The following is a 26,425-nucleotide window of genomic DNA, read 5'->3' as shown; positions in this document are numbered from 1 at the left end:
CGCCCACCACTATGATCAGGTCTTCACCGCCCATGGCGTGATCATGATCTTCTTCGTCGCGATGCCCTTCGTCACCGGCTTGATGAACTACATCGTGCCGCTGCAGATCGGCGCCCGCGACGTCTCGTTCCCGTTCCTGAACAACTTCTCGTTCTGGATGACCACCGGTGGCGCGATCCTCGTCATGATCTCGCTGTTCGTCGGCGAATTCGCCAAGACCGGCTGGCTGGCCTATCCGCCGCTGTCGAATATCGGCTACAGCCCGGATGTCGGCGTCGACTATTACATATGGGCGCTGCAGGTCGCCGGTGTCGGTACGACATTATCCGGCATCAACCTAATCGCGACCATCGTGAAGATGCGCTGCCCCGGCATGACCATGATGAAGATGCCGGTCTTCACCTGGACCTCGCTCTGCACCAACGTCCTGATCGTCGCGTCCTTCCCGGTCCTGACCGCGTGTCTGGCTTTGTTGTCGCTCGACCGTTACGTCGGCACCAACTTCTTCACGAACGATCTCGGTGGCAACCCGATGATGTACGTGAACCTGATCTGGATCTGGGGCCACCCGGAAGTCTACATCCTGATCCTGCCGATCTTCGGCGTGTTCTCGGAAGTGACTTCCACCTTCTCGGGCAAGAAGCTGTTCGGCTACACCTCGATGGTCTACGCCACGGTTTGCATCACGATCCTGTCCTACCTGGTGTGGCTGCATCACTTCTTCACCATGGGGTCGGGCGCGAGCGTGAACTCGTTCTTCGGCATCACGACCATGATCATCTCGATCCCGACGGGCGCGAAGATCTTCAACTGGCTGTTCACCATGTATCGCGGCCGCATCCGGTTCGATCTGCCTATGATGTGGACCGTGGCCTTCATGCTGACCTTCGTCATCGGCGGCATGACCGGCGTCATGCTGGCGATTCCGCCGGCCGACTTCGTGCTGCATAACTCGCTGTTCCTGATCGCCCACTTCCACAACGTCATCATCGGCGGCGTGGTGTTTGGTGTGTTCGCGGCGATCAACTTCTGGTTCCCGAAGGCGTTCGGCTTCAAGCTCGATGAGTTCTGGGGCAAGGTGTCGTTCTGGTTCTGGGTCGTCGGCTTCTGGGTCGCCTTCACGCCGCTCTATGTGCTCGGCTTTATGGGCGTCACCCGTCGCATGCGCGTGTTCGACGATCCGTCGCTGCAGATCTGGTTCATCATCGCCGGCATCGGTGCTGCGATGATCGCGGCCGGCATCGGCGCCCTGCTTGTTCAGATCGCCGTCAGCATCTGGAAGCGCAAGGAACTCGCCGACACCACCGGCGATCCGTGGAACGGTCGCACCCTGGAATGGGCGACCTCGTCGCCGCCGCCGGACTACAACTTCGCCTTCACCCCGGTCGTGCATGACAACGACGCCTGGTACGACATGAAGAGCCGTGGTTATGCGCGTCCGCTGCAGGGCTTCAAGCCGATCCACATGCCAAAGAACACCGGCGCTGGCATCATCCTCTCGGGCTTTGCCACCGCGCTCGGCTTCGCACTGATCTGGCACATGTGGCTGCTTGCAGCTGTATGCTTCATCGCGGTCGTTGCCGGCGCCATCTACCACACGTTCAACTATAAGCGTGACTACCACATCCCTGTGGACCACGTGATCAACACGGAAGCCGAGCGTACCAAGCTCCTGGCAGCACAGGCCGCATCATGAGCGCACCGACCCAAACCATGAGCGGCGAAGCCCCGGTCTTCTACGTCGCCGACGAGCACGATCATCCGCCCGGCCAGAGCACGATGCTCGGCTTCTGGCTCTATCTGATGAGCGACTGCCTGATCTTCGCGATGCTGTTCGCGACCTTCGGTGTGCTCGGCACCAGCTACGCTGCGGGCCCCGGCCCGAAGGACCTGTTCGATCTCAAGCTGGTCGCGCTCAACACCGCGATGCTGCTGTTCTCGTCCATCACCTATGGCTTCGCCATGCTGGAGATGCAGAAGGGCAACAAGAGCGCGACGCAGATGTGGCTGGCGATTACCGGCCTGTTCGGTCTCGCCTTCCTCTGCATCGAGCTCTACGAGTTCCACCACATGATCCATGAAGGTGCCGGTTGGTGGCGCAGTGCCTTCCTGTCGTCCTTCTTCACGCTGGTCGGCACCCACGGCCTGCACGTCACTTTCGGCATCATCTGGCTGGTGGTTCTGATGGTGCAGGTGTCGAAGTTCGGCCTGATCGAGGCCAACCAGCGCCGCCTGATGTGCCTCAGCATGTTCTGGCACTTTCTCGACGTCGTCTGGATCGGCGTCTTCACCTTCGTCTATCTGATGGGAGTCGTGCGATGAGCGCCGACGCACACGCCAATAACGGTCACGATGATCACGCGCATGGCCACGGCCATGATGACGGTCGCGACCACGGCTCCATGAAGTCCTACATGACCGGTTTCGTTCTGTCGGTCATTCTCACCGCTATCCCGTTCTGGCTGGTGATGGGCAACGTGATCCAGAACAAGAACTGGACTGTCGCGATCATCGTTGCTTTCGCGGTCGTGCAGATTTTCGTTCACATGATCTACTTCCTCCACATGAACACCACATCGGATGGCGGCTGGACATTGATGGCGCTGATCTTCACGCTCATCGTTGTGGTCATCGCGCTCGCCGGCTCGCTTTGGGTGATGTACCACCTGAACGTCAACATGATGCCGGTTCACGACATGAGGAACATGCCCTGATGAGCGACGCTGACCGCGCCCCGCGTGGCCCGGTCACGCTCTCGGTGCTGGCGGTTCTCGCCGTCCTCGGTATTGCAGGTTTTATGGCGCTCGGCATCTGGCAGGTCGAGCGCCGAGCCTGGAAACTGGATCTGATCGCACGTGTCGATCAGCGCAGCCACGCCGCACCCGCTGCTGCACCCGGGCCTGCGGCGTGGCTGGCCATTTCTCGCAGCAATGACGAATATCGTCGCGTCACGGCCTCAGGAACATTCTTGCAGGGCAAGGAAGTGCTGGTACAGGCTGTCTCCGATCTCGGTGCCGGCTTCTGGGTTCTGACCCCGTTGCGTACGGATGCCGGCTTCACTGTTCTCGTCAATCGCGGTTTTGTCAGTTCCGATGAGCGCAAGGCAGGTGCGTTTACCGCATCGGCATCGCCGGTCACGGTGACCGGTCTGCTCCGTATCTCGGAGCCCAAGGGCGGCTTTTTGCGCACCAATGATCCCGGTGCTGGGCGCTGGTTCTCTCGGGATGTCGCCGAGATTGCGACGAGCCAGAAGCTCGATCCTGTCGCGCCCTATTTCATCGATGCCGACAAATCCCAGGATGCGCCTGGCCAGCCCCATGGCGGCCTGACGGTGGTTGTTTTCCCGAACAATCATGCGGTCTACATGCTGACCTGGTTCGGCCTTGCCCTGATGCTGGCGGTCGCCGCCGTCTATGTTGGCCGCCACGAGTGGAAGATTCGGAAAAAATCACCATCTCGCGTATGACATGATGAATGTCACCCCGGCTAGCACGGTCGGGCGTGTTGCGCGTGACGGTGCGAAATGCAGGGCTTGTTGAGCAGCACAGTTGGATCAGATGGCGCCGGCGTCGGCCCGGATGCCGTCTCGCGGACGATTGCCGCTTCATCCGTTACGCTGCCGCTCGACGAAACGACCAATGTCAAGAACATCAACCTGCTGATCCAGCTGCGCTGGATCGCTGTGGTCGGCCAGGTGCTGACCATCGGCTTCGTGCATTTCGTGATGGGCGTTGAGCTGCCTCTGATGCCGATGATCTCGGTGCTGTGCGGCTCGATCTTCGTCAATGTCATCAGTCAGGAATGGCTGCGCAAGCAGACCGACGCGCGTGATCGGGAGTTGCTCCTGCTGTTGCTGCTCGATGTCGCGGCGCTGACGGCGCAGCTCTATCTCAGCGGCGGCGCCACAAACCCGTTCGTGTCGCTCTATCTGCTGCAGGTTACGCTTGGCGCGATGTTGCTGAATGCGCGCTACACCTGGGTGATCGTCGTTGCCGCATCGCTCTGCTTTGCAGGCTTGATTCCGTTTCACCGCCCGCTCGCGTTGCCGACCGAGATGGTGGATCACCTCTTTCAACTCCACATCATCGGAACACTGATCTGCTTCGTGCTGGATGCGGCATTGATCGTCGTCTTCATGACGCGCATCGCCCGCAATTTGCGCGATCGTGACAACGGGCTCGCTGCGCTGCGCCAACAGGCCGCGGAGGAAGATCACATCGTGCGGATGGGCCTGCTCGCTTCGGGTGCCGCGCATGAACTCGGCACGCCGCTGGCGTCACTTTCCGTGATCCTCAGCGACTGGCGCCGCATGCCGGCGCTGGCAAGCAATTCCGAACTGATGGAAGAGATCGCCGAGATGCAGGCGGACGTCCAGCGCTGTAAGTCGATCGTCACCGGAATCCTGATGTCTGCTGGCGACATGCGTGGCGAGGCGCCGACGGTGACCTCGGTCAACGGTTTCTTTGGTGAGCTCGTTGATGACTGGCGTATGGCGCGATCGAGTGGCACGCTGGTTTACGAGAACCGGTTTGGCGAGGACATGCCGATCGTCTCCGATACCGCGCTGAAGCAGATGATCTTTAACGTGCTCGACAATGCCAACGAGGTTTCACCATTGTGGATCCGCGTTGCTCTGGAGCGCGAGGGGGATCGACTGCTGCTGAAAGTCAGCGATATGGGACCCGGATTTGCTCCGGACATGCTGGCAAATCTCGGCAAGCCGTATAATTCCAGCAAGGGACGGCCGGGACGCGGACTTGGCCTGTTCTTGGTGGTCAATGCCATCCGCAAGCTGGGCGGTTCGGTGGTGGCGGACAATCGCCCCGTCGGCGGCGCGGTCGTCACATTGTCACTTCCGCTATCGGCTCTCGCCATTGGAGCGCACAGACATGTCCGATGAACGTCTCTTGATTATCGTTGAAGACGATGAAGGGTTTGCGCGCACGCTGAAGCGGTCCTTCGAGCGTCGTGGCTACAATGTGCTGCATGCGGAAGGCTTTGAAACGCTGACCGAAGTGCTTGGCGACAAAGTACCGGGTTATGCGGTGGTCGATCTCAAGCTTGCCGGCGCGTCCGGCCTGACCTGCGTCGAGGCGCTGCATGCGCTGAGCGAGGACATGTTGATTGTTGTCCTCACCGGCTATGCCAGCATTGCGACCGCTGTCGAAGCGGTCAAGCTCGGTGCATGCCACTATCTGGCAAAGCCGTCGAACACCGACGATATCGAGGAGGCCTTCCAGAAGGCTGCTGGAGATACCAAGGTGGCGCTCACCGAACGCCCCACATCGATCAAGACACTGGAATGGGAGCGCATCCATCAGACCCTGGTGGAGAGTGACTTCAACATCTCCGAGACTGCGCGTCGCCTCGGTATGCACCGCCGCACGCTGGCGCGGAAGCTCGAGAAGCGGCAGGTGAATTAGGACACTGTTCGGTCCCTGCGACTAACAACAGCCCTGATGCTTGAACCATTGCGTCAATGTGCCTTCGAGTGGCGTCCATGCCCGCTCCAGCGCTTTGAACTGCGGTACGCTTGCGCGATACAGTCCGCGGATCTCGGTCTCCATCGCATCCAGATCAACGCCGGTCAGCTTGCCGTCGCGGTAGATCGTTCGCCCGGCAACCACCACGTCGCGTACACAACCGCTATTGCCACGCGCAAACAGCATGTCGATGGGATCGACGGGCATGATTGCGTCCCGATCGAGTTCACCGATATCGAGCATCACGAAATCCGCAGCCTCGCCGGCCGCGAGAGCGCCTGTCCCCGGAGCGCCTATGGATTTGCGGCCATTGCGGACCACGAGGGACAAGAATTCGCTGCGGCTCCACGTCCGCTCGAAACCCAGCCCTCCGTGGGCCATCTGCACGAGCCGCATCTCGCGAATGGCGTCATCGTCCTCGTCCAGCGCGACGCCGTCGATGCCGAATGCGACCTTGCAGCCGCGGCGATGGGCATCAGCGATCGGGGGAAAGCCGGAATGCAGGTGCAGATTTGAGCTGAAATTCGTGACGATGGTCGCGCCGGATTCGGCGATCATGTCGAGTTCGTCCGGCCGTGCATGGATGCAGTGCGCGACGGTGAGACGGTCTGATAGCAGGCCGATATCCTTGAGAAAGCGCACTACCCCGCCGGGAAAGGCACGGTCGGCCCATTGGCGCTGATAGATGGTTTCGAGCAGATGCATATGTACGCGCCGGCCCGTAGCGGCTGAATGTTCCGCGATGGCTTCGAGCAGCGTCGGCGAGCACCACTGAACGCCCGCCGGTCCATATTGCACGTCGATCATCGGCCCGGCGATGGCGGCGTGAATCGCATCAATGCGGTCGAGATATTCCGATGGCGTCGGGCTCGGGCGGATGAACAGGTCCTGTATCGTCTCGCGGTCATCGCCCGTTAAAGCGCCCAGCACATCGCCGCTGTCGCCATACACCAAAGGATTCTGGTCGCGTACCGCCAATGCGAAAGCGAGCCGGATGCCGACATCGCGGGCGGCTTTTCCGATGGCGATCGCCTCATCGACGATGGGGAGTTTTCCGCTCGGGCGCGTGTAGTGGATCATTGCGCCACCGCAGCCAGCGCGTGCCGAGCGGGCGAGCGAGACGGCGGCGGCGAGATAGGCGTCCGGCGGCGCGCCGAACGCCGATCGTAAAATCCATGACTCCAGCGGCATACCAGACGCGCCGAAGGAGGTCATGGAAGGTCGCGCATGGTCATGGGCGTTGACCAGCGCGGGGATGATGAGGTGGTTTGTCTGCGGCGAGGTCACGGCACCGGTCGAGACCTCCGTGATCAAGCCGTTCGCATAAGCGATGCTGGCCTGAGGCACGAGGCCTCGCTCGGTGCCGGTGAAGACATGCGTCGCAGACAACACCTCGGTCATGACTGCGGTTAGTTCGCGGTATAGACGAGATCGCGTTCGCCACGTGGCGGCAGGAAGTCGCGCGAGAAGATCTCCTTCGGCGTCGGCGTGCGCTTCAACTCGTAGCCTTCCACCACGATGCCGATGGCGCGAGCCATGCGGTCATCCTTGATGTCGCCGACGCCGATTTCCTTCATTTCAGGCGAGACCATCAGCTTGTCGAAGGCGAACTGCATGCGACGCTTCTCGACGGGAACATCGACCAGGTTGTCGAAGGCAACCACCGACTTCATGGCCTCGTTCTGATCCTTGGCAGTCGCGATATTCGCCTTGTTAATCGCGCGAACGAGACCGGCCACGGCTTTCGGATTCTCCTTCAGCAGCTTCTGGGAAACCATCACGCCGTTCGAATAGAGATCGAGGCCGAATTCACCGAACGAAAACCACTTGAAGTCCTTGTCCGGATCCTGGCGGTTCAATACGAGATTGAAATAGCTGGTGATGTTGAACACGAGCGCCGCATCGATGTCGCCCTTGATGAGCATCGGTTCCTGCAGGTTCGGCGCCATGTTCGACACCTTGATCTTGTCGGCAGCGAGGCCGTTCTTCTGGATGAACACCGGCAGCAGGCGCGTCGTCGGCGTGCCCTGCGCGCCACCCAGTGTGCGGCCCTCGAAATCCTTGATCGTCTTGATGCCGCTGGAGTTCTTGGTGACGATCGAGAAGGGGGGCTGGTTCCACATCATATAGACCATGACCGGTGCATCCTGCGGACGCGTCGATGAGTTCTGGATGATGGCATTGACGTCGCCGAAGCCGGCATCCCAAGCGCCGGACATGATGCGGGTCACGGTGGCGCCGGAGCCTTCGCCCTGGTCGATGACGACGTTCAAGCCCTCTTCTTTGAAATAGCCTTTGTCTTTCGCGTAGAAGAACGCGGCGTCACTGCCCTGGGTTTTCCAGCCGAGCGTGAACTTGATGGTGGTCTCCTGTGCGGAGGCGGCACCCGCGAGCAGCAGGCTCGAGAAGGCGAGGGCAGTCAATCTCTTCAACATGGCGGTCTCCTGGTTGCGTGATGATTAAGTGGCGACGAGGTCGTTCTTGCGTGTGGCCCAGCCGGTCACGCGCGCTTCGATCAGGGAGAAGATGACATAGAGGGCGACGCCGAGAGCCGCGAGGATGAACAGGCAGGCGAAGACGAGCGGCACATTGAAGTTCGATGAAGCGCTCATCATCACATTGCCGATGCCGCGATTGGACGCGACCGTCTCCGCCAGCACCGCGCCGACAAAGGCGTAGCTCACCGCAACTTTTAGCGATGCGAAGAAGAACGGCATCGTGCGCGGCAGGCCGACATTCCACAGAATGTCTATCTTGCTGGCGCCGAGCGCCTTGAGCACGTCCTCCAACTCCGGCTCGGTGGTGGCGAGACCCGTGGCGATATTCACGACGATCGGGAAGAAGCAGATCGACAGCGCCGTGAGGATGGCCGGCACTGAGCCGGAGCCGAACCACAACACGAAGATCGGCACCACGGCCACTTTCGGGATCGACGAGAAGCCGACCAGCAGCGGATAGGCCGTGTCATAGGCGACACGTGACACGCCGATGATCGCGCCAAGCACCACGCCGAGACCGACGCCGAGCGCAAAGCCAGTCATGGTGGTGGCCAGCGTCTGTAGGATATGCGGCCACAGCACCGGGAAGCGCGCGATCAGCGTGGCGAGAACGTCAGTCGGGCGCGGGAGGATGAGATCGGACATGCCCGAGACGACGCAGAAGAGCTGCCATCCCACAAAGAAGGCGACGATCAGCCCGAACGACCAGAGCTTTTGACGAAGGCCGAGGTTCATTTATGCCTCCTGCGCAATGGGAGCATTGCTCCGGGCATTGACGATAAGGTCGCGTAGCCGCTGGTTCAGCGCGACAAAGTCCGGCTCGAAGGTCATTGGAATCGTGCGCGGGCGGGGGAAATCCACCGTGCTATCGTCGAGGATGCGGCCCGGCCGAGCGCTCATCACGCAGATGCGGCTGGCCAGGAAGCCGGCCTCGCGTAGATCATGGGTGACCAGCAACACCGTGGGTTTGTGCTGCAGCCACAGACCTTGCAGAACCGACCACAGCTCTTCCTTGGTGAACTGGTCGAGGGCACCAAAGGGCTCATCGAGCAGCAGCATGCGCGGTTCATGGATCAGCGCGCGGCAAAGATTTGCTCGCTGCAGCATGCCGCCCGAGAGTTGCCACGGATACTTCTTCGCAAAATCCTTGAGGCCGACCTGCGCCAGCAGGGCATGCGCCTTGTCGCGAAACTCGGTTTTGCGCTTCTGGCGATACTCTGAGCGGAATGGCTGCACGATTTTCAGCGGCAGCATGATGTTCTGCTCGATGGTCAGCCAAGGCAGCATGGTCGGGTTCTGGAAGGCCATGCCGATCCGCAGCGCCTTGGCCGCCACCTCGCGGCCGCCGACGATGACGACGCCGGTGGTCGGGCGAATGAGATTGCTGACCAGCTTCAGAATCGTCGATTTGCCGCAGCCGGAGGGGCCGACCAAAGCGAGGAATTCGCCATCGGGAATGCTAAGATTGGTCTCGGACAACGCCGGCGTTGCGGTTGCGCCTCGCCCGAACGTCACGGATGTGCGCGACAGTTCGATGGCGGTCGGAGCGCGTGGCGTGGTCTGGGCCGAGGCCCCGGCTTCTTGCATACTGATCATGACTGGAAGTGTATGCAATTGGGGTGCCACTTGAGTCCGGCCTGAATCCTCCTCAAATTGCCGCCTCTGCCAATTAGTGCGAATTTATTGAGCAGCCCCCGCTGTGAAGTGCATGCACTTCGCGCAGGCGCTTGTATGCGCCGGATGCTAGAGGTCTGTCAGAATGCCAGAAACGTCGAATCCCAAAGACAAAGTCGGAATGATCTGTCGCGCTCTTCGGCGTGCGATCATCGAGCAGGCGCTTGAGCCCGGCACCAAGCTGCCCGAGGATTCCCTCGGCGAGCGGTTTGGCGTCAGCCGCACCATTGCGCGCCATGCGCTCGGGCAACTGGCGTCGGAAGGCCTTGTCGAGCTGCGCCGTAACCGGATCGCTGTGGTCGTCACGCCGAGCTGGCAGGATGCGCGCGACATCTTCGACATCCGGATGGAGCTCGAGCGCCTGATCGTGCGGAAGCTCGTGGGCAAATTGAAGCCGGCCCAGATCGCGCGCCTCAAGGCACATGTGGTGGCTGAGCAGGAAGCGCATGGCGGCCCGAACGCCGTGTCGATCCGGCTTGCCACGGAATTTCACATTCTGCTGGCGTCGATGACAAACAGCCCCGTGTTGGTCCGCTATGTCAGCGAGATCGCCTATCGCTGCTGCCTGACGCTGTCGTTATTCAGTCGTCCGCATTCATCTGAATGCGGCACCAACGAGCATATCGCTATCATCGATGCGCTGCAGGGCGGCGATGTCGATCAAGCGATGGCGCTGATGCATTCGCATCTTGGCGAAGTGGCCACGCGGGCGCTGGTCGAGCCAAGCCCGGCCCGCGGGCGCGATCTCGTCGATGTGCTGGCGCCTTATGCGGAGCAAGCGCATTAAGGGGTTTGCTATCGCAGTTTACGGAGCAGGAAGTCGTAGAATTTCGGGTCTTCCGCTCGCGATACGTTGATCCGGATCGCTTTCGCCAGCGGGCTGTTCTTGTCGATGCAGAACAGGCTGCCTGGTGCGATGAAGATACTCTCCTTGGCGCCATCGCGTGCCAGCGCCATGTCGTCGATGCCATCGGGCAGCATCAGATAGAGATAGTAGCCGGTCCGTGCGTCGGCATAAAGCCGGTGACCGGCGCGCAGCAATTGCGCGCGCACCTGGCTCATCGCAGCGTCACTGCGTTGTCCCAGCCGCTTCAGATGGCGATCGTAATGACCATCCGCGAGTAGCCTGTGCAGCAATCGCTCGACATGGCCAGAGCTGTTCACTGAGGTGAGCATCTTTAGTTCGGCCAGGGTCGCGATGCGATCACGGCGGGCAGCGATGAAGCCCGAGCGCAGGCTTGCCGATAGGGTTTTCGCAAACGTCCCGATCGAGATCACATTTTTGAGCTGATCGAGCGTGGCGAGGCGGCTGTTGTCGGCCGTTGGCAGATCGGAAAACGGATCATCCTCGACAATCACGAGATTGGCGCGCATGGCCGTCTGCAGCACCGCATGCGCGACTGGGAGCGTGATCGAGCCGCCGGTTGGATTGTGGCCGAGCGACTGCGTGAAGAACAGCTTTGGTCGCTCCGATTGGATCTTTGCCGCGAGGTCATCCACATCCGGACCATCAGCCAGTCTCCGAACGCCGACAATGCGCACCTGCGCCAGGGTCAGTTTAGCGAATAGCGGATAATAGCCGGGCTCATCCACCAGCACCGTATCGCCCGGCGACAGCATCGCGCGAATGATCAGGTCGAGCGCGTGATTGGCGCCGAAGGTCAGAAGAAGTCCGTCTTCCTTGACGGCGAGCTGCTGTCGCTGCAGTCGCAGCGCGATCTGTTGTCGGAGCGGTTGGAAGCCAAGCGCCGAGCCATAGCCGTCAGCGGCCACCGGAAGGATGCGTCCGCTGCCGCTGAGATGGCGCTTGATCTCGGATTGCTCGGTCCATGAAGCAGGAGGTCGTCCGTCGCCAACGCGGATCTCGAAATTCTGCGATAGCTGTGCGTTAAGCAGTGATGCGATATCGACGGCTTCGCTGACATGTTTCGGTCGACCGCTGTCATCGCCGCGATAGATGACGACGAAACCGGAGCCAGCCTTGGCGGCGACGAGATTCCCGATCACCAGCCGGTCATAGGCGTCGACAACGGTGTTTTTCGAGACGCGAAATCCTTCAGCGGCTTTTCGGATCGAGGGCAAGCGATGTCCTTCCGGCAAAGCGCCGGAGAGGATTTGTGCGCGCAAGCGGCTGGCGAGATTGCCGGCCAGCGTCGCGTTCTGATCGGGTGGTTTACGCGGCGTCACGGCGTCGTGCTCTTGGGTACAGTGCTGGGCGGTCGATCAAAAGCGTACCCTCTACGGCACGCTTGAGCGTGGCCACGCAGCCGCATGTCTCCCGAAGATCATCGATAAAATGTTGCACTGCAAAGGTCCTGTGAGAGAAATGCATCTGCTAAAATGATCACCCGGTTATGGGTACAGTACAGGACAATATTTGAAAACTGTCCCTTCCGCACGCTGCGTCCCGATGCCTAACTGCGCGCCAACAGAAGACACTTTTTGTGTGGGAGGCGCCGCAATGGCCGTCACGACGTCGGGCGAACAGTCCGGAAACATCAATTCGCGTTTGGAAAACCTGCGCAACCTCTCTCCAGCTCAGCGGCTCGGTAAGGTGATCGATGCCACGTCACATGGTGACAACGAGCGCTCGGCCTTCAGTCCAGGCACGCTGCCGATCGAGCTTGCCAATGGCATGATCGAGAACGTCATCGGCACATTCGAGCTGCCGGTCGGCATCGCTACCAATTTCACCGTCAATGGCCGCGATTATCTGATTCCGATGGCGGTCGAGGAGCCGTCAGTCGTGGCCGCGGCGTCCTATATGGCGCGCATCGTCCGCAAATGCGGTGGCTTCCAGACGTCGAGTTCTGCGCCGATCATGCGTGCGCAGGTTCAGGTGCTAGGTGTTACCGATGTTCACGGCGCGCGCGCCCGCGTCTTGCGCGCTCGCGACGAGATCATTGCGGCGGCCAATGCCAAGGACAAGGTGCTGATCTCGCTCGGCGGTGGCTGCCGCGATGTCGAGGTGCATATATTCGAGACCACGCCGGTGGGACCGATGATGGCCGTGCATCTGATCGTCGATGTCCGCGATGCGATGGGGGCGAACACTGTCAACACCATGGCGGAAACCGTGGCGCCACTGATCGAAAAGGTCACCGGCGGTACCGTCCGGCTGCGCATCCTGTCCAATTATGCCGATCTGCGGCTCGCCCGGGCCATGGTGTCGGTGACACCGGAGGCGCTGAAGACCGAGGAATATTCTGGTGAGCGCATTGCGCAGGGCATTGTCGAGGCCTGCGCTTTTGCCATCGTCGATCCCTATCGTGCTGCCACCCATAACAAGGGCATCATGAACGGTATCGATCCCATCGTGGTCGCCACCGGCAATGACTGGCGCGCTATCGAAGCCGGCGCGCATGTCTGGGCCTCCCGCTCGGGCCGCTATACGTCGCTGACCAATTGGGAGATCGACACCAAGGGCAATCTGGTCGGCACCATCGAAATGCCAATGGCGCTAGGCCTCGTCGGCGGCGCCACCAAGACCCATCCCGCTGCGCAGGCGGCATTGAAGATCCTCGGCGTCACGAGTGCGCAGGAACTGGCGGAAGTCGCCGTTGCAGTCGGTCTGGCGCAGAACATGGGTGCGCTACGCGCGCTCGCTACCGAGGGTATCCAGAAGGGGCATATGGCGCTGCACGCGCGCAACATCGCCATCGTTGCCGGCGCCACCGGCGACGAGATCGAGAAGGTCGCGGCTGCGCTTGCTGCCAATCACGACGTTCGTGTCGATCGCGCCAAGGAAGTGCTCGAAAAGCTGCGCTCCTAAGCTCCAAATGCGCTGCGCGAAGACGCCTGTCTTCGCGCTCGCTGTTATACGACAATGACCCCTCGCCGCCAAAGCTGGCGAGGGACACGAAACGGGAGGCCAATGTGAACGCAAAGAACGATACCAAAGGGCTCGGGGAGCGCAGCGGTCCGCTGCAGGGCGTGACAATTCTTGACATCACCCGCGTGGTCGCCGGTCCGTTCTGCTCGATGCTGTTCGCGGATCTCGGCGCCACCGTGATCAAGGTGGAGCATCCCGGCGATCCCGATTACGCGCGTACGTTTCCGCCCTTTGTCGGAGATGGCGATGATCAGTTCAGCGCTTTCTTCACCCAGTTCAACCGCAACAAGCGCGGCATCACGCTCAATCTCAAATCCGAGGACGGCAAGGCTCTGCTGAAGAAGCTGGTCGCCAAGGCCGATATCCTAGTCGAGAATTTCCGGCCGGGGACCATGGACAAGCTCGGCCTCAGCTATGAGACGCTGCGCGAGATCAATCCGAAGCTCGTCTATACCGCGATTAGCGGCTTTGGCCGCACCGGTCCGAATTCGTCGCGTCCGGCCTATGACAATACGGGCCAGGCCGTGGGCGGTCTGTGGTCGATGAACGGCTATCCCGATCTGCCGCCGGTGCGCGTCGGCACCATTATCGGCGATCTTGCAGCGTCCCTCTATGCGGCGATCGGCACCCTCGCGGCGCTGCGCGAAGCCGAGCGCAATGGCAAAGGCCAGGTGGTAGATGTCTCGCAGCAGGACTCGGTGCTGACGCTTACCGAGAATGCCGTGGTGCGCTACACCGTCGAGAAGGACGTCGCGACGCCACTCGGCAACGACCATCCGTTCGTGCGGCCCTATGGCCAGTTTCCCTGCAAGGACGGCTACGTCTTCTTCGGCGGTTACACCGACAAGTTCTGGGCGATCACCTGCGCGCTGTTCGGCGAGCCCGAGATGGCGCGGGCTCCCGGCATCGAAACGATGGAAAAACGGTTCGATCCTGTCGTGGCGGAGACCAAGGTCAAGCCGCTGCTGGAGCGCTGGTTCAGCAACTATACCAAGGCCGAACTGGAAGAGATGGCCGGCGACCAGGTGCCGCTCAGCGCCATCAAGACGATTCCGGAAGTGGTGGAAGATCCGCATATCGCGGCCCGCAACATGATCGTCAATGTGCCGGTGGCGGGCAAGCTGATCGGCATGTTCGGTCTGCCGATCAAGCTCTCCGACACCGATCAATCGACTTTCGAAAAGGCGCCGTCTCCCGGTGAGCACAATGCGGAGGTGTTGGCATCGCTGCTTGGTGTGACGTCGGACGAGCTTGATCGTCTCAAAGCATCGGGAGCGATCTGATGTCGATCGATTTCACCACGGACGGTTATGTCGCCACAGTCCGCATCAACCGGCCGGACAAGATGAATGCGCTGACGCTGGCGATGTATGACGATCTCGGCCGTGCCTTCTATGCGATCAAAGACGACGACGCCGTGCGTGCCGTTGTGCTGACAGGCGCTGGCGACCGTGCCTTCTGTGTCGGCGCCGACCTGATGGAGTCGATCCCGGCACTTGCCTCCGACAAGATGGATATTTCCGCCTGGGATCCCGCGCATATCAAGTTTCCCGGTTTCTACAAGCCAGTGGTTAGCGCCATCAAAGGCATGTGCATGGGCGGCGGTTTCGAGATCATGCTGGCGACCGATATCCGCGTCGCTGCGCGCAATGCGGTCTTTCAATTGCCTGAACCGAAGCACGGCTTTGTGCCGGCTGGCGGCACGCTGGTGCGTCTGGTCCGGCAAATCGGATACGCCCATGCCATGGAGATTATGCTGACGGCCGAGCGTTTTTCGGCCGACGACCTGCAAGCCAAAGGTGTCATCAATCGCGTCGTCGATGTGGATCAGGTTGAACCTGTGGCGTTCGAGCTCGCCACCAAGATCGCGGCGCTGAGCCCGGTCGCAATTCAGACCATCAAGGAGGCCGCGCTGACGCTGCAGGATCTGCCGCTCGCGGATGCCTTCCACAAGGAGGCCGCACTCGGCCAGCGCACCTTCACAAGCGCGGACGCCAAGCGCGGCCTCGCCGCCTTCGCGAACAGAACCGCGAAGTAGTTACACGACCACATCGCAACAGACGTATCGAGCCAATTGATACGCGGAAGGGGGAAGCATGAGACAGATCGACTTCGGTGCCCGTTACCTGACAGCTGCACTTGTGAGCGCATTCCTTTGCACAGCCTCGGCACATGCCCAGACCGTGCAGATCTCGGACGGTGTGGTTCGCGTCGGCGTGATCGAGGACATGTCGGGCGTCTATGCCGACATCACCGGCAAGGGCGCCGTGACGGGCGCGCAGATGGCGGTCGAGGATTTCGGCGGCAAGGTGCTCGGCATGCCGATCGAGGTCGTGTTTGCCGACCACCAGAACAAGCCTGACATCGCCGCCACCACTGCGCGAAAATGGTTCGATAATGATAAGGTCGATGCCATTCTCGACGTGGCGTCCTCGTCGCCGGCGCTGGCCGTCCTTGAGATCGCCAAAGAGAAGAAGAAGATCATCACGCTGAGTTCACCCGGCTCGACGCGAATCACGAATGAGGTGTGCGGTCCCTTTGTCGTTCACTGGGCCTATGATTCCTTCGCGATCGCCAACAGTACCGGAAAGGCGCTGGTCAGCCAGGGGTTCGATAGCTGGTACTTCGTCGTGGCAGACTACGCCTTTGGCGCAAGCCTCGAAAAGGACACTGGCGACGTCGTTAAGGCGGCCGGTGGAAAGGTTGTCGGCGCGACCAAGCATCCAGTCGGCACCGCGGACTTTGCTTCGGTCCTGCTGCAGGCACAGTCGTCCAAGGCCAAGGTGGTGGCCCTCGCCAATGCCGGCGGCGACACCATCAATTCGATCAAGCAGGCAGCGGAATTCGGCCTGACCTCGAGCGGCCAGAAGCTCTCGGCGCTGGCCGGCTTCATCAACGACGTTCACGGGCTCGGGCTGAAGGAAGCGCAAGGGCTGACGATCACCGAAGCGTCCTACTGGGACATGAACGACGAGACTCGGAAATGGTCGAAGCGTTTCTATGACAAAGTCAATGCGATGCCGAACATGCTGCAGACCGGCACCTATTCATCCGTGCTGCACTATCTGAAAGCCGTTCAGGCTGCCGGCACTGACGAGACCGAAGCGGTCATGAAGAAGATGCGCGAATTGCCGGTCGATGACGTGTTCTACAAGAACGGAAAAATCCGCGAGGATGGCCGCATGGTGCATGACATGTATTTGTTCGAGGTGAAGAAGCCGGCCGAGTCGAAGGCGCCGTGGGATTATTATAAGCTGCTTGCGACAATCCCTGCCGATCAGGCTTTCCAGCCGCTGTCGGCGTCGCGGTGCCCGCTAGTCAAGAAGTAACGTCCTGAGGCGCTGATCCCTGGGCCTGCGACAGCAACCAGGCGCGGAAAGCCGAGAGCAATGGATTCCCGGCTTTCTCCTCCGGAGAGGCAAAATAATAGGAGCCGACGCTTTTCAGCGTCAGGCTCGACAGCACGCGCAGTTTGCCGGACCTCAGCTGGTCGGAGATCAGGAATTCCGGCAGCAGCGCAACGCCCAGCCCGGAACTCGCTGCGCTGATCAAGGTCGATTGAATATCGAAGCGGGGCCCGCGGATCACATTGGTGCCTTCGAGCTGAGCCGCATCAAACCAGCGCCGCCATGCGTCCGGCCGTGTCACCAGATGCAGCAGCCGCAATTCGGCGACCTCGCGCGGCGGCAATTCGCCGCGTCTGCCGATCAGCGCGGGGGAGCCGACCGGCAGCAACACCTCATCAAACAGGTAATCGGCCTGGGTGCCGGGCCAGTCGGGCTGGCCGAAATACAGGGCGCCATCCAGCGCGGTCTCGCTGAAAAAGAAGCGCGTGTTGCGCGCGCTGACATTCACGGCGACGCCTGGATGCCGCGCGTAAAAATCTGGCAGGCGCGGAATGAGCCATTGGGTGCCGACGGTGGGCAGCGCGGCCACATCGAGCACGGTGCCGTCAGCCTCATAGCCCATGATTTCCAGCGCATCGCGTTCGATTTGCTCGATGGTCCGCGCCACACGGGTGCTGTAAGCCTCGCCGGCGCGCGTCAGCGTGATGCGCTTCTTGATGCGGTGGAACAGCTTGACACCAAGCTGGGTCTCCAGCTGTGCGATCTGGCGTGATACCGCGCTCTCGGTCAGCGCTAGTTCACTAGCCGCGCGGGTTACGCTGAGATGCTTGGCAGCCGCGCTGAAGGCCATCAGCGCGCCCAGGCTCGGGATTCTGCGACGCATAGTTCATTCCAAAAACGCAAGATATCTGCAGATTAAATTGTTTGCATGCCTAAGTGCAAGGCACATAGCTTCCGTCTCATGATGAAAGTCAGCAATGACGCGGACCTTTCTCCGCGATCTGGCTGACCGATCTGACCGCGCCGCGATGGCTGTGGTCCGATCGCCAATTGAGGTTGTGGACGAATGAGCGCGAAAAGGTATCCGGTCATTATTGCTGGTGCGGGCCCTGTCGGCATGGTCGCCGCCGCGGATCTGGTGCGGCAGGGCATTTCGGTTCTGGTGCTGGAAAAGAACACGGAATTGAGCGGAGAGTCGCGCGCATCGACCTTCCATCCGCCAACCCTCGATATGCTTGACGATCTTGGTTTCGCCAGGGAATTGATCGCGCAGGGGCTTAAGGCGCCAACCGTCCAGTATTCCTCCTCCGCCGACGGCGTTCTCGGAACATTCGATTTTAGCGCGATCTCGGACCTGGTGCGGCATCCGTTCCGCCTGCAGGCCGAGCAGTTCAAGCTGACGCGCATTATTCTCGATGGTCTGAAGGACAATCCACTGTTCTCCATCGTGTTCGGCTGCGAAGCGAAATCCGTGACGCAAACCAGCGATACGGTCACCCTGACGGCGACGGTCGGCGGCGAGGACAACACCTATGAATGCGATTGGCTGATCGGCGCTGATGGCGCCAACAGCATCGTTCGTCGTAGCCAGGGCATGGAATTCGAAGGCTTTACCTGGCCGGAGCGTTTCCTCGTCATGACGACGCCGGTGGATTTCGCCGGGCTGCGTCCTGGCGTGTCGTCCGTTAGCTATGTCGCCGACCCCGAGCGTTGGCATTTCCTGCTGCGAATCATCGGCGCGTGGCGCGTGATGATGCCGGTGCCGGCCGAAATGTCTGATGAAGAGGCGCTGTCAGAAGGCTACGTCACCTCGTCGATCCGCCGCGTCGTGCCCGTCGGTGTGGATGCGCCGATCACGCACACCACGCTCTATCGCGTGCATCAGCGCGTTGCTGCGAATTTCCGGAAGGGGCGTTCCTTCCTCGCCGGTGATTCCGCGCATATCAACAATCCGCTTGGCGGCATGGGGATGAATGGCGGCATCCACGATGCCCTAAATCTGACATCGAAGCTCGGTGCCGTGATCAACGGCAAGGACGATGAGGGCATTCTCGCCGACTACGATCTGCAGCGCCGCACGGTGACCATGCAGGCGATCCAGGGCGACACCATCCGCAACAAGAAGAATCTCGAAGCGAAGGACGAGGCTGATCGGGCCCGTTTCCGCGATGATATTCGCGCTGCCGCAGCCGATCCCGAAAAGGGTCGCGCGCTGCTGCGTCGTATTGCGATGCTGGATTCGCTCGAACGGGCGGGCGCATTGCATGTGGGTGGGCCGGCGTAATTGCGGTCACGTCCCGAGGCGAGGATCGATGGCAACCGACCGTCGGCTGAACAAGAATTGCGTGAGTGGAGGTGCCAAGGCCGTGGTTCTCGAAATGTCATGCAGGGTGTTCAGAATGCGAAATAATTTTTCGATGAAGTGGAAGACATTCATTCTTGCGGCGCTGATGGCGCCTCTCTCCGTCGGAACCGCCATGGCCGGCTTTCCGGAAAAGATGATCACGATCGTGGTCCCGTATCCCGCCGGCAGCACGGCTGATGCGATCCCGCGATTGGTGGCGCCGCTGATGCAGAAATCACTCGGCGTCAACGTCATCATCGAAAACCGCGGTGGTGCGAACGGATCGATTGGCGCGGCACGCGTAGCGACTTCGCCGGCGGACGGTTATACGATCCTGCTTGCGACGACCGGCATGATGGCGATCAATCCGTGGATCTATGAAAAGCCGGCCTACAATGCCGAGAAGGACTTCACGCCGATCACCAACGGTGCTTCGACGCCGAACATCCTGGTCGTTAATCCGTCGGTCAAGGCGAACTCGCTGAAGGAACTGATCGCGCTGGCCAAGGCCGAGCCTGGCAAGCTGACATTTGCCTCGGCAGGTATCGGCAGCACCAGCCATCTGTGCGGCGAGACGCTGAAAGTGCTCGAAGGCGTTGATGCTGTTCACATCCCGTATCAGGGCGCAGCGCCGGCACTTCAGGACGTCATCGGTGGCCAGGTCTTGATGATGTGCGACAATCTCTCGAACACGGTTCAGCAAGTGCAGAGCGGTCAGTTGCGTCCGATCGTCGTGACCGCGCCTGAAGTCAGCAAGCAGCTCCCGAATGTGCCGACGTCGCCGCAGGCAGGTTCGCCTGATCTGCTGGCTGGCAACTGGTATGGCTTCATTGCCCCGGCGGCGACCCCGAAGGATGTGATCGAGAAGCTCAATGCATCGATCGTCGAAGCACTGCGTGATCCCGTCGTAACGGCACGCATGGAAGGCCTCGGATTGACGGTGATCGCCGACAAGCCGGCGGAATTCCAGGCGACCATTGCCAAGGATTCAGCGCGGATGGAAAGCATCGTGAAGCGCGCCAAGGCCAAGATTTCGAACTGATACGCGCTACTCTGGAAGCCGAATTGCGGCCTTTGGCCAGCTCTAGAAAACAAAAGGGCCGTCGTTCCATTGATCGAACGACGGCCTTTTCTTGAAGGTTCGTTGGCGGATGCTCAGACGTCCACGTTGGCGCTGAGCGAATTGTCCTGGATGAATTCGCGGCGCGGTTCCACCACGTCGCCCATCAGCTTGGTGAAGATATCGTCGGCCTCGTCGACCTCTTTGATCTTGACCTGCAGCAGCGAGCGCTCATTGGTGTCGAGCGTGGTCTCCCACAGCTGGCCGGGATTCATTTCGCCGAGGCCTTTATAGCGCTGCAGCGCCACGCCCTTGCGGCCGGCATCGGTGACGGCCTCGAACAGCGTGACCGGGCCGTGAATCGCAAATTCGATGTCCTTGCGACGAAGAACGCCGGACTTCGGATAGGCCTCCTGCAGCCGGCTGGCATATTCATCGAGCTTGCGCGCATCGGCAGAACCGAGCAGCGCATCGTCGATGAAGGCAACATCCTTCACGCCGCGGATGGTGCGCTCGAAGAAGAAGCCTTCGCCCTCGCGGAATGCGCCGGTCCAGCCGCGTTCGACTTCGTCGGCGAGTGAATCCAGACGGCGCGCGATGTAGCTCGCAGCCTCGTTGGCGGTGGCGAGATCGCGCGTGACTTCGACATTGAGAACGCCAGCGATCGCCGCCTGCTCGACCACGTTGCGATTGTAGCGCGAATGCAGGTTGTTCAGCGTCGAGCGGATGATGCGTGCATCTTCCACCAGTGACAGCAGATCGCGGCCGGTGCGTTCTTCGCCAGCGGATGTGCGGAACAGGCAGTCGTCGAGGCCGGTCTCGATCAGGTAGTCTTCCAGCGCTCGCTCGTCCTTGAGATACTGCTCGGACTTGCCGCGCGTCACCTTATAGAGCGGGGGCTGCGCGATATAGAGATAGCCGCCTTCGATCAGCGTCGGCATCTGGCGGAAGAAGAAGGTCAACAGCAGCGTGCGGATATGCGCGCCATCGACGTCGGCGTCCGTCATCAGAATGATCTTGTGATAACGCAGCTTCGACAGATCAAAATCGTCGCGACCGATGCCGGTGCCGAGCGCCGTGATCAGCGTGCCGATCTGCTCCGACGACAACATCTTGTCGAAGCGCGCGCGCTCGACATTGAGGATCTTGCCGCGCAGCGGCAGTACCGCCTGGAATTCGCGGTTGCGACCCTGCTTCGCCGAACCACCTGCCGAGTCACCCTCGACGATGAACAGTTCGGACTTGGCGGGATCGCGCTCCTGGCAGTCGGCGAGCTTGCCGGGCAGGGAGGCGATATCCAGCGCCCCCTTGCGCCGCGTCAGTTCGCGCGCTTTTCGGGCAGCTTCGCGGGCAGCGCCGGCCTCGATCACCTTGTTGACGATGGTCTTGGCTTCGGCCGGATGTTCCTCGAACCAGGCGGCGAGCGCCTCGTTGATGCCGTTCTCGACCACGGGCCGCACTTCCGAGGACACCAGCTTGTCCTTGGTCTGCGACGAGAATTTCGGATCAGGCACTTTCACCGACAGCACGGCCGTGAGGCCTTCGCGGCAGTCGTCGCCGGTCAGCGCGATCTTTTCTTTCTTGGCGATACTTTCGGCATAGCCGTTGACCTGGCGCGTCAGCGCGCCGCGGAAACCGGCCAGATGGGTGCCGCCGTCACGCTGCGGGATGTTGTTGGTGAAGCACAGCACGTTCTCGTGGTAGCTGTCGTTCCACCACATGGCGACTTCAACCGAGATGCCGTTCTGTTCCGAACGCATCACGATCGGCACCGGCACCATCGCCTTCTTGTTGCGGTCGAGATATTTGACGAATTCCTCGACGCCGCCGTCATACATCATCCGCTCGTGCCGCTCCTCGGGATGACGGAGATCGGAGAGCAGGATGTTGACGCCGGAATTCAGGAAAGCGAGCTCGCGCAGGCGATGCTCGAGCGTGGCGAAGTCGTACTCCACCATCGTGAAGGTCTCGGCCGAGGCATAGAACGTCACCTCGGTGCCGCGGCGGCCATTGGCGTCGCCGACCACTGATAGCGGCGCCACGGCGTCGCCATGGGCGAATTCGATGATGTGTTCTTTGTCATTACGCCAGACGCGCAGGATCAGCTTGCTGGACAGCGCGTTGACGACGGACACGCCAACGCCGTGCAGTCCGCCGGACACCTTGTAGGAATTCTGGTCGAATTTTCCGCCGGCATGGAGCTGGGTCATGATGACCTCGGCCGCCGAAATGCCTTCGCCCTTATGGATATCGACGGGAATGCCGCGGCCGTCGTCACGCACGGTCACCGAGCCATCGGCATTGAGCACGACTTCCACGGCCGTCGCGTGGCCTGCCAGCGCTTCGTCGATGGCGTTATCGACGACTTCATAGACCATGTGATGCAGGCCGGACCCGTCATCGGTGTCGCCGATATACATGCCCGGCCGCTTGCGGACCGCATCGAGTCCCTTCAGGACCCGGATCGATTCCGCGCCATATTCGGCCGGAATGACGTACTCGGTTTCGGCGATGGGCTGCCGGGCTGGTTCAGTCATGAAATGCCTTCGAAGATGGTACCGAATCAGCGCGGGGAGCGACGTCTGATCACCGTCATTTGTGCCACGAATTGCGCACAGAACCTAGCGCAAAGTCATGCGCAGCAAGTTGTTGAATAGATGGAGTTTTCAGGCTGATTTTCAAGTCGCCAAACAGCCGTTTTGGAAGTCTGATTCCGAACCCTTCAAAACGCTATTTTTCGATCACTTTTGGCGGTTCGCTGCGGCCTCCACGCCGCGCGATCAGATGCGCGATCAGCACCACCGGCTCCAGCAACACCATGCCAAACAGGATGCCGAGCAGCCGCTCATAGCCCGGCGTGAGTTGGGCGCTGTCATAGTTGTCGGGCACCAGCACCACGACGAAAGCGAGCACGAATTGCAGTCCGGCATAGCTCATGGAAGGCGGCCCGTTCTCGATATGGCGGCCAATGACGACGCCAAGCACGAGGCCGATGGTCATCACGACCGGCGAATGCTGGCTCAGCAACAGGATCGCGCCGCCGAGGAAGCCGCCGGCAAGGCAGCCGACCAGCCGCTGCATCACGCGTGACGACACCGGGCTGAGGATCCCATCCGCCAGTGCTGCCGCAGGTACCAGCATGACCGCGAAAATGGTGATGGCAGACTGGCTGAGTTCCGGGATTTTGAAGGCCAGCCACACGGCGGGGATGAGCGCCAGCGCGATGGCGCCGGTCAGCGCATGCCGCGCCACCGTCGCCTGCCATTGTCTGGCCGGCAGGCCGACCGGCTTGGCGCGCAGGTTCCGGTCCGGGCTAGGCAATCGTCGCCGGATCGTCCAGGTCGAGATCGCGCTGACAATGACGCAGGCGATGGTGCCGGCCAGTACTTCGAGCACCCGCGTCGTGGCGAAGCGCTGGATCGGCTCACTTGCGTGTTCCATTGCCTCGATCAGCACCATCAGGAAGGTGAGGCCGGTGAATAGCCAAGCATAAGCCCGCTTGCCGACAATGGCGAAATACAGCGTCACGCCGCCCCAGACCATCAGGCCGAAAGCAAGCAGCCATGGCGACGGTAGCAGATAAGGCGCCAGCAGCAGTGCGCCACCGGCACCGATCAATGTGCCGACCACGCGCAACAGGCCACGGGTAAAACTCTCGGCCACATGCGATCGCATCACCATATAGCCGGAGAATGCAGCCCAGCCGACATTCTCGGCGCCGATCTGATGTGAGATCAGAATTGCAAGCAGCACCGAGCAGGCGCATTCGATCTCGTCGATCATGCGTGGGCCAGGCTTTGGCAGCGTGCGCATCTCGACCCAGACGGCGCGCGCGATCCGCGACAAATGAAGCAGCAGGAATGTCAGCATCGCCTGATGTTTGCCGTGGAGCGGAACATCGGGCAACACACAATCACTCATGCAGCCAAAGCGCGGCTGCGTGTCTCCGGCTCAGTAAAGCTGCAGCGGCAGGATGTCCCGGCCGTCGGGCGCCACCATCACGCCCCAGCTGTCATTGGCGGCAAGGTTGAGCTTTGCCTCATGCGTTGGTCGTCCGGCTGTCTGGATCGCCAATTTGTGTTCGCCCGGCGCCAGTTCCAGCGTCGGGCCGTTGCGGTCCTGCGGCGTGCCGGCGCCAGCCTTTACCTTGATCGTCTTGCCGGCCACGGTAATTGTCACCTCCGCATCGCCCATATTGCCGAACAACAGGCGCACTTTGCCCGGCGCTGGCAGGATGCCTGCTTTGCTGGCGACATCCGTATGCCGTTGCACGAGATGGACCGTGGTCTCGTTCTTGTCGCGACCCAGTAACAGCGTTGCCGGGCCGTCCTTAGTTTTGAAACTAAGCTTTATGCTATCGGCTTTGATCACCGCTTCGCCCGCAATTTCCTGCCACTGTAGCTTGCCGAGTTCGGTGCGATAAAAGCCGAGCACCGCATCGAGCCCGGCTGGGATGCTGGCATTGAGCTCGTGGCGGAACGGTGCGCCACCTGGCCAGCCGGATGTGCCGAGCACGCGCATGCTGCGCTGTTTGGGTGTCGGGAATGTCGGATCGCCATCGGAGTCCAGTGTCTGTTCGGCTTTGGCGACGCCCGTGGTGGCCTCGGCAGGCTTCGCTGCAACACCCGTCGATTTCAGGCCAGCGCCGCTGACACGCACCGTCGCCTTCGGGCCCATTTGCATGATCGTGAAAGCGAGGTCGCCTTTTGACTTGCTGAAATTAAGCACCACCATGGTCGGATTGTTGATGACCGACGGCCGTTCCTTCCAGCCCTGCGCCTTCAGCGCGTCGCGATAGAACGCCGCCAGCGATTTCACGCTCGCGCTGCTGCTGAAATCGAGCTGGCCCGACGATGCGTCATGATTGATCTCGCTCGCGCCATCGGGAATCGGGATTGGAATGCCCTGCGCGGGCTGTGCGGCAAGCTTCTCGGCGGGCGTCGTGGCCGCCACCGCGATCTCGCTGCGGCGCCGCTTGTCGTCGGCCGCGATCAGCGATTGCGCCTCGCTCAGCGCGTCCTGCATGAAGCGGTTCGAGGCTTCCTTCTTCGCGCGGGCCTTCGCTGCCAGCGAAGCCGCGGATTCCTGCGCCACCATCTGCACGATGGCGAGATCGTGCTGCCGGCCGATATGCATCCGCGCCTCGCCATCCGGCGAGGTGAATTTCATCTTCACCTCGTCAGCGGTGACAGCCGTATCTGTCGTCTCCTCGCGCCAGCCGCGCTTCTCCATCTCGCTGCGATAGAACGCCGTCACCGCCGGCAGGTCGGCGAGCACAGCCGCCTTGATCTCCCGCTGCGGTGAGTCTGACGCGCCGGTGCCGGAAGCACCGCGTGTCTGGGCCGGCCGCGGCAGGCCTGCCATGTCGCTGTCGGCTTCCAATGTCTGCGGCAGCGCAAACGGCGCCGAACGCATGTCGATCACCGTCTTGCCGTCGCCTTGCGAGGTCAGCGTCAGCTGGATCGGCTTGAGATACCGTTTGCCGGGATGGATGAAGAAGGCGCGCATGCCTCCAACGACAGGCTCGTCGAGCCGGGCGTCAGGCCAGCGCAGGCCTGCTTCGCTGGCCTGCAGCGGCTGCCAGCCTTCCTCGGCCAGTCCCGTGCGCAGAAAGCCGACGGTGGCGTCCGCCGCGCCTGATGTGACGCAGTTCAGATAAGGCCGCGCGGAATCATAAACGATGTCGGTTGCATCCGCGGGGATCGGCACATTGGTATCGATCCGCGACGCCGAGTAGGAGACGGTGGAGCGGTCGGCCTTGCCGCCGGTCATGGTGACCGAGACGATCAGAGCCTGCCGGCCCTTCTTGAAAAACTGTCCGGATACGCCCTGCTGATATGGCTGCACATAAGGCTGCCAACCATCGGCGATCAGCAGTTTGCGCACATTGTCCCGCGCCTGCGCCGCCGATCCTGCTATGCTGTAGTTCGTGCGCGAGGTGTCAGGCTTGCCGCGCGTGTCGCTCTCCACTGCGCCTTCGATCCGCGGCAAGGCAGTGGTATCCGCCAGGCCGATATCGGCGCGTGCCGTTGGCGCGCTGGCGAGAATGACCGCGAGTGCGGTGAAGGTCAGCAGCCATCGGCTGGTCGGGACAGATGCCCCGGTCATTGAACGAACCATAACTGTCTCCGGATCATGCAGCCCGGCGGGTCGCGTCATCGCGACCGGCGTCGAGTGCTAGTCTTGG

General features: G+C 61.2%; 22 protein-coding genes. 13 read left to right on the top strand and 9 right to left on the bottom strand.

All coding sequences use genetic code 11. The annotated features are described in order from the left end of the window. The 6 genes from ACIQ2A_RS04860 to ACIQ2A_RS04835 form a co-directional block, all read left to right on the top strand. A partial coding sequence (locus ACIQ2A_RS04860) for a cbb3-type cytochrome c oxidase subunit I (RefSeq protein ID WP_398476348.1) occupies positions 1 to 1,696 on the top strand: 1,696 nt, incomplete at its 5' end. Beyond that, entirely contained in the window at positions 1,693 to 2,322 is a 630-nt protein-coding gene (cyoC, locus tag ACIQ2A_RS04855) for a cytochrome o ubiquinol oxidase subunit III (protein WP_398476346.1), read from the top strand. The genes ACIQ2A_RS04860 and cyoC, both read left to right, overlap by 4 nt. Then, positions 2,319 to 2,714, top strand: a complete 396-nt coding sequence (gene cyoD, locus ACIQ2A_RS04850) for a cytochrome o ubiquinol oxidase subunit IV (RefSeq protein ID WP_398476344.1) — start codon at positions 2,319 to 2,321, stop codon at positions 2,712 to 2,714. Before cyoC ends, cyoD begins: the two co-directional genes overlap by 4 nt. Further along, positions 2,714 to 3,466, top strand: a complete 753-nt coding sequence (locus ACIQ2A_RS04845; protein ID WP_398476342.1) for an SURF1 family protein — start codon at positions 2,714 to 2,716, stop codon at positions 3,464 to 3,466. The genes cyoD and ACIQ2A_RS04845 overlap by 1 nt, the downstream gene beginning before the upstream one ends. 69 nt (positions 3,467 to 3,535) lie before the next feature. Next, positions 3,536 to 4,900, top strand: a complete 1,365-nt coding sequence (locus ACIQ2A_RS04840) for an ATP-binding protein (RefSeq protein WP_398476340.1) — start codon at positions 3,536 to 3,538, stop codon at positions 4,898 to 4,900. Then, complete coding sequence (locus ACIQ2A_RS04835; RefSeq protein WP_398476337.1) at positions 4,890 to 5,423, top strand: response regulator transcription factor; 534 nt, start codon at positions 4,890 to 4,892, stop codon at positions 5,421 to 5,423. Before ACIQ2A_RS04840 ends, ACIQ2A_RS04835 begins: the two co-directional genes overlap by 11 nt. 21 nt (positions 5,424 to 5,444) lie before the next feature. On the opposite strand, the gene ACIQ2A_RS04830 is transcribed toward ACIQ2A_RS04835, so the two are convergent. The 4 genes from ACIQ2A_RS04830 to ACIQ2A_RS04815 are packed head-to-tail and all read right to left on the bottom strand — an operon-like array spanning position 5,445 to position 9,577. Then, a complete protein-coding gene (locus ACIQ2A_RS04830; RefSeq protein ID WP_398476335.1) occupies positions 5,445 to 6,884 on the bottom strand; it encodes an amidohydrolase family protein in 1,440 nt (479 codons plus the stop codon). Positions 6,885 to 6,892: 8 nt separating this feature from the next. Continuing rightward, complete coding sequence (locus tag ACIQ2A_RS04825) at positions 6,893 to 7,918, bottom strand: ABC transporter substrate-binding protein (protein ID WP_398476333.1); 1,026 nt, start codon at positions 7,916 to 7,918, stop codon at positions 6,893 to 6,895. Positions 7,919 to 7,942: 24 nt separating this feature from the next. Next, positions 7,943 to 8,716: an ABC transporter permease gene (locus ACIQ2A_RS04820; protein WP_398476331.1), complete on the bottom strand. Its 774-nt coding sequence runs from the start codon at positions 8,714 to 8,716 to the stop codon at positions 7,943 to 7,945. Next, positions 8,717 to 9,577 (bottom strand): ABC transporter ATP-binding protein, encoded by an 861-nt coding sequence (locus ACIQ2A_RS04815; RefSeq protein ID WP_398476329.1) that lies wholly within the window; start codon positions 9,575 to 9,577, stop codon positions 8,717 to 8,719. Between the two features lie 199 nt (positions 9,578 to 9,776). On the opposite strand from ACIQ2A_RS04815, the gene ACIQ2A_RS04810 reads away from it, so the two are divergent. After that, positions 9,777 to 10,442, top strand: coding sequence for a GntR family transcriptional regulator (locus tag ACIQ2A_RS04810; protein ID WP_398476327.1), 666 nt, complete (start codon positions 9,777 to 9,779; stop codon positions 10,440 to 10,442). Between the two features lie 8 nt (positions 10,443 to 10,450). Here the strand turns inward: ACIQ2A_RS04810 and ACIQ2A_RS04805 are convergent, their stop codons facing one another. Then, positions 10,451 to 11,842 carry a PLP-dependent aminotransferase family protein gene (locus ACIQ2A_RS04805; RefSeq protein WP_398476325.1) on the bottom strand — a complete coding sequence of 464 codons (1,392 nt, stop codon included), beginning with the start codon at positions 11,840 to 11,842 and terminating at the stop codon, positions 10,451 to 10,453. A gap of 274 nt (positions 11,843 to 12,116) precedes the next feature. Here ACIQ2A_RS04805 and ACIQ2A_RS04800 point away from each other — a divergent pair, with 274 nt between their 5' ends. The 4 genes from ACIQ2A_RS04800 to ACIQ2A_RS04785 all read left to right on the top strand — a co-directional run bounded on the left by ACIQ2A_RS04800 (position 12,117) and on the right by ACIQ2A_RS04785 (position 16,816). After that, positions 12,117 to 13,427, top strand: a complete 1,311-nt coding sequence (locus tag ACIQ2A_RS04800) for a hydroxymethylglutaryl-CoA reductase, degradative (RefSeq protein WP_398476323.1) — start codon at positions 12,117 to 12,119, stop codon at positions 13,425 to 13,427. A 104-nt stretch (positions 13,428 to 13,531) separates the two neighbouring features. Then, positions 13,532 to 14,770, top strand: coding sequence for a CaiB/BaiF CoA transferase family protein (locus tag ACIQ2A_RS04795; protein WP_398476321.1), 1,239 nt, complete (start codon positions 13,532 to 13,534; stop codon positions 14,768 to 14,770). Next, the gene (locus tag ACIQ2A_RS04790; RefSeq protein WP_398476319.1) at positions 14,770 to 15,525 is read left to right on the top strand and encodes an enoyl-CoA hydratase/isomerase family protein; all 756 of its coding nucleotides are present in this window, start codon (positions 14,770 to 14,772) and stop codon (positions 15,523 to 15,525) included. Before ACIQ2A_RS04795 ends, ACIQ2A_RS04790 begins: the two co-directional genes overlap by 1 nt. 58 nt (positions 15,526 to 15,583) lie before the next feature. Beyond that, positions 15,584 to 16,816, top strand: coding sequence for an ABC transporter substrate-binding protein (locus ACIQ2A_RS04785; RefSeq protein WP_398476317.1), 1,233 nt, complete (start codon positions 15,584 to 15,586; stop codon positions 16,814 to 16,816). On the opposite strand, the gene ACIQ2A_RS04780 is transcribed toward ACIQ2A_RS04785, so the two are convergent. After that, the gene (locus ACIQ2A_RS04780; RefSeq protein ID WP_398476314.1) at positions 16,806 to 17,717 is read right to left on the bottom strand and encodes a LysR substrate-binding domain-containing protein; all 912 of its coding nucleotides are present in this window, start codon (positions 17,715 to 17,717) and stop codon (positions 16,806 to 16,808) included. The genes ACIQ2A_RS04785 and ACIQ2A_RS04780 overlap by 11 nt on opposite strands. A 183-nt stretch (positions 17,718 to 17,900) precedes the next feature. On the opposite strand from ACIQ2A_RS04780, the gene ACIQ2A_RS04775 reads away from it, so the two are divergent. After that, positions 17,901 to 19,118, top strand: coding sequence for an FAD-dependent oxidoreductase (locus tag ACIQ2A_RS04775; protein WP_398476312.1), 1,218 nt, complete (start codon positions 17,901 to 17,903; stop codon positions 19,116 to 19,118). Positions 19,119 to 19,251: 133 nt separating this feature from the next. After that, positions 19,252 to 20,220 carry a Bug family tripartite tricarboxylate transporter substrate binding protein gene (locus ACIQ2A_RS04770; RefSeq protein ID WP_398476310.1) on the top strand — a complete coding sequence of 323 codons (969 nt, stop codon included), beginning with the start codon at positions 19,252 to 19,254 and terminating at the stop codon, positions 20,218 to 20,220. 113 nt (positions 20,221 to 20,333) lie between these two features. Here the strand turns inward: ACIQ2A_RS04770 and gyrB are convergent, their stop codons facing one another. The 3 genes from gyrB to ACIQ2A_RS04755 form a co-directional block, all read right to left on the bottom strand. Then, entirely contained in the window at positions 20,334 to 22,775 is a 2,442-nt protein-coding gene (gyrB, locus tag ACIQ2A_RS04765; RefSeq protein WP_398476308.1) for a DNA topoisomerase (ATP-hydrolyzing) subunit B, read from the bottom strand. A 193-nt stretch (positions 22,776 to 22,968) separates the two neighbouring features. Further along, positions 22,969 to 24,144, bottom strand: coding sequence for an FUSC family protein (locus tag ACIQ2A_RS04760; protein ID WP_398476306.1), 1,176 nt, complete (start codon positions 24,142 to 24,144; stop codon positions 22,969 to 22,971). A gap of 45 nt (positions 24,145 to 24,189) precedes the next feature. Beyond that, positions 24,190 to 26,358, bottom strand: a complete 2,169-nt coding sequence (locus ACIQ2A_RS04755; RefSeq protein WP_398476304.1) for a hypothetical protein — start codon at positions 26,356 to 26,358, stop codon at positions 24,190 to 24,192. Positions 26,359 to 26,425 lie beyond the last annotated feature (67 nt).

The sequence above is a fragment of the Tardiphaga sp. genome (genome assembly GCF_044336785.1).
Lineage (GTDB): Bacteria > Pseudomonadota > Alphaproteobacteria > Rhizobiales > Xanthobacteraceae > Tardiphaga.
Note: the sequence above shows the minus strand (reverse complement) of the source record. Positions and strands in the feature narration are given on the sequence as shown.

Excerpts from the sequence above, each read along its gene's own strand:
- cyoC (WP_398476346.1), top strand. The coding sequence starts at position 1,693 with ATGAGCGCACCGACCCAAACCATGAGCGGCGAAGCCCCGGTCTTCTAC.
- cyoD (WP_398476344.1), top strand. The coding sequence starts at position 2,319 with ATGAGCGCCGACGCACACGCCAATAACGGTCACGATGATCACGCGCAT.
- ACIQ2A_RS04845 (WP_398476342.1), top strand. The coding sequence starts at position 2,714 with ATGAGCGACGCTGACCGCGCCCCGCGTGGCCCGGTCACGCTCTCGGTG.
- ACIQ2A_RS04835 (WP_398476337.1), top strand. The coding sequence starts at position 4,890 with ATGTCCGATGAACGTCTCTTGATTATCGTTGAAGACGATGAAGGGTTT.
- ACIQ2A_RS04830 (WP_398476335.1), bottom strand. The coding sequence starts at position 6,884 with ATGACCGAGGTGTTGTCTGCGACGCATGTCTTCACCGGCACCGAGCGA.
- ACIQ2A_RS04825 (WP_398476333.1), bottom strand. The coding sequence starts at position 7,918 with ATGTTGAAGAGATTGACTGCCCTCGCCTTCTCGAGCCTGCTGCTCGCG.
- ACIQ2A_RS04820 (WP_398476331.1), bottom strand. The coding sequence starts at position 8,716 with ATGAACCTCGGCCTTCGTCAAAAGCTCTGGTCGTTCGGGCTGATCGTC.
- ACIQ2A_RS04815 (WP_398476329.1), bottom strand. The coding sequence starts at position 9,577 with ATGATCAGTATGCAAGAAGCCGGGGCCTCGGCCCAGACCACGCCACGC.
- ACIQ2A_RS04810 (WP_398476327.1), top strand. The coding sequence starts at position 9,777 with ATGATCTGTCGCGCTCTTCGGCGTGCGATCATCGAGCAGGCGCTTGAG.
- ACIQ2A_RS04800 (WP_398476323.1), top strand. The coding sequence starts at position 12,117 with ATGGCCGTCACGACGTCGGGCGAACAGTCCGGAAACATCAATTCGCGT.
- ACIQ2A_RS04790 (WP_398476319.1), top strand. The coding sequence starts at position 14,770 with ATGTCGATCGATTTCACCACGGACGGTTATGTCGCCACAGTCCGCATC.
- ACIQ2A_RS04785 (WP_398476317.1), top strand. The coding sequence starts at position 15,584 with ATGAGACAGATCGACTTCGGTGCCCGTTACCTGACAGCTGCACTTGTG.
- ACIQ2A_RS04780 (WP_398476314.1), bottom strand. The coding sequence starts at position 17,717 with ATGCGTCGCAGAATCCCGAGCCTGGGCGCGCTGATGGCCTTCAGCGCG.
- ACIQ2A_RS04775 (WP_398476312.1), top strand. The coding sequence starts at position 17,901 with ATGAGCGCGAAAAGGTATCCGGTCATTATTGCTGGTGCGGGCCCTGTC.
- ACIQ2A_RS04770 (WP_398476310.1), top strand. The coding sequence starts at position 19,252 with ATGAAGTGGAAGACATTCATTCTTGCGGCGCTGATGGCGCCTCTCTCC.
- gyrB (WP_398476308.1), bottom strand. The coding sequence starts at position 22,775 with ATGACTGAACCAGCCCGGCAGCCCATCGCCGAAACCGAGTACGTCATT.
- ACIQ2A_RS04755 (WP_398476304.1), bottom strand. The coding sequence starts at position 26,358 with ATGGTTCGTTCAATGACCGGGGCATCTGTCCCGACCAGCCGATGGCTG.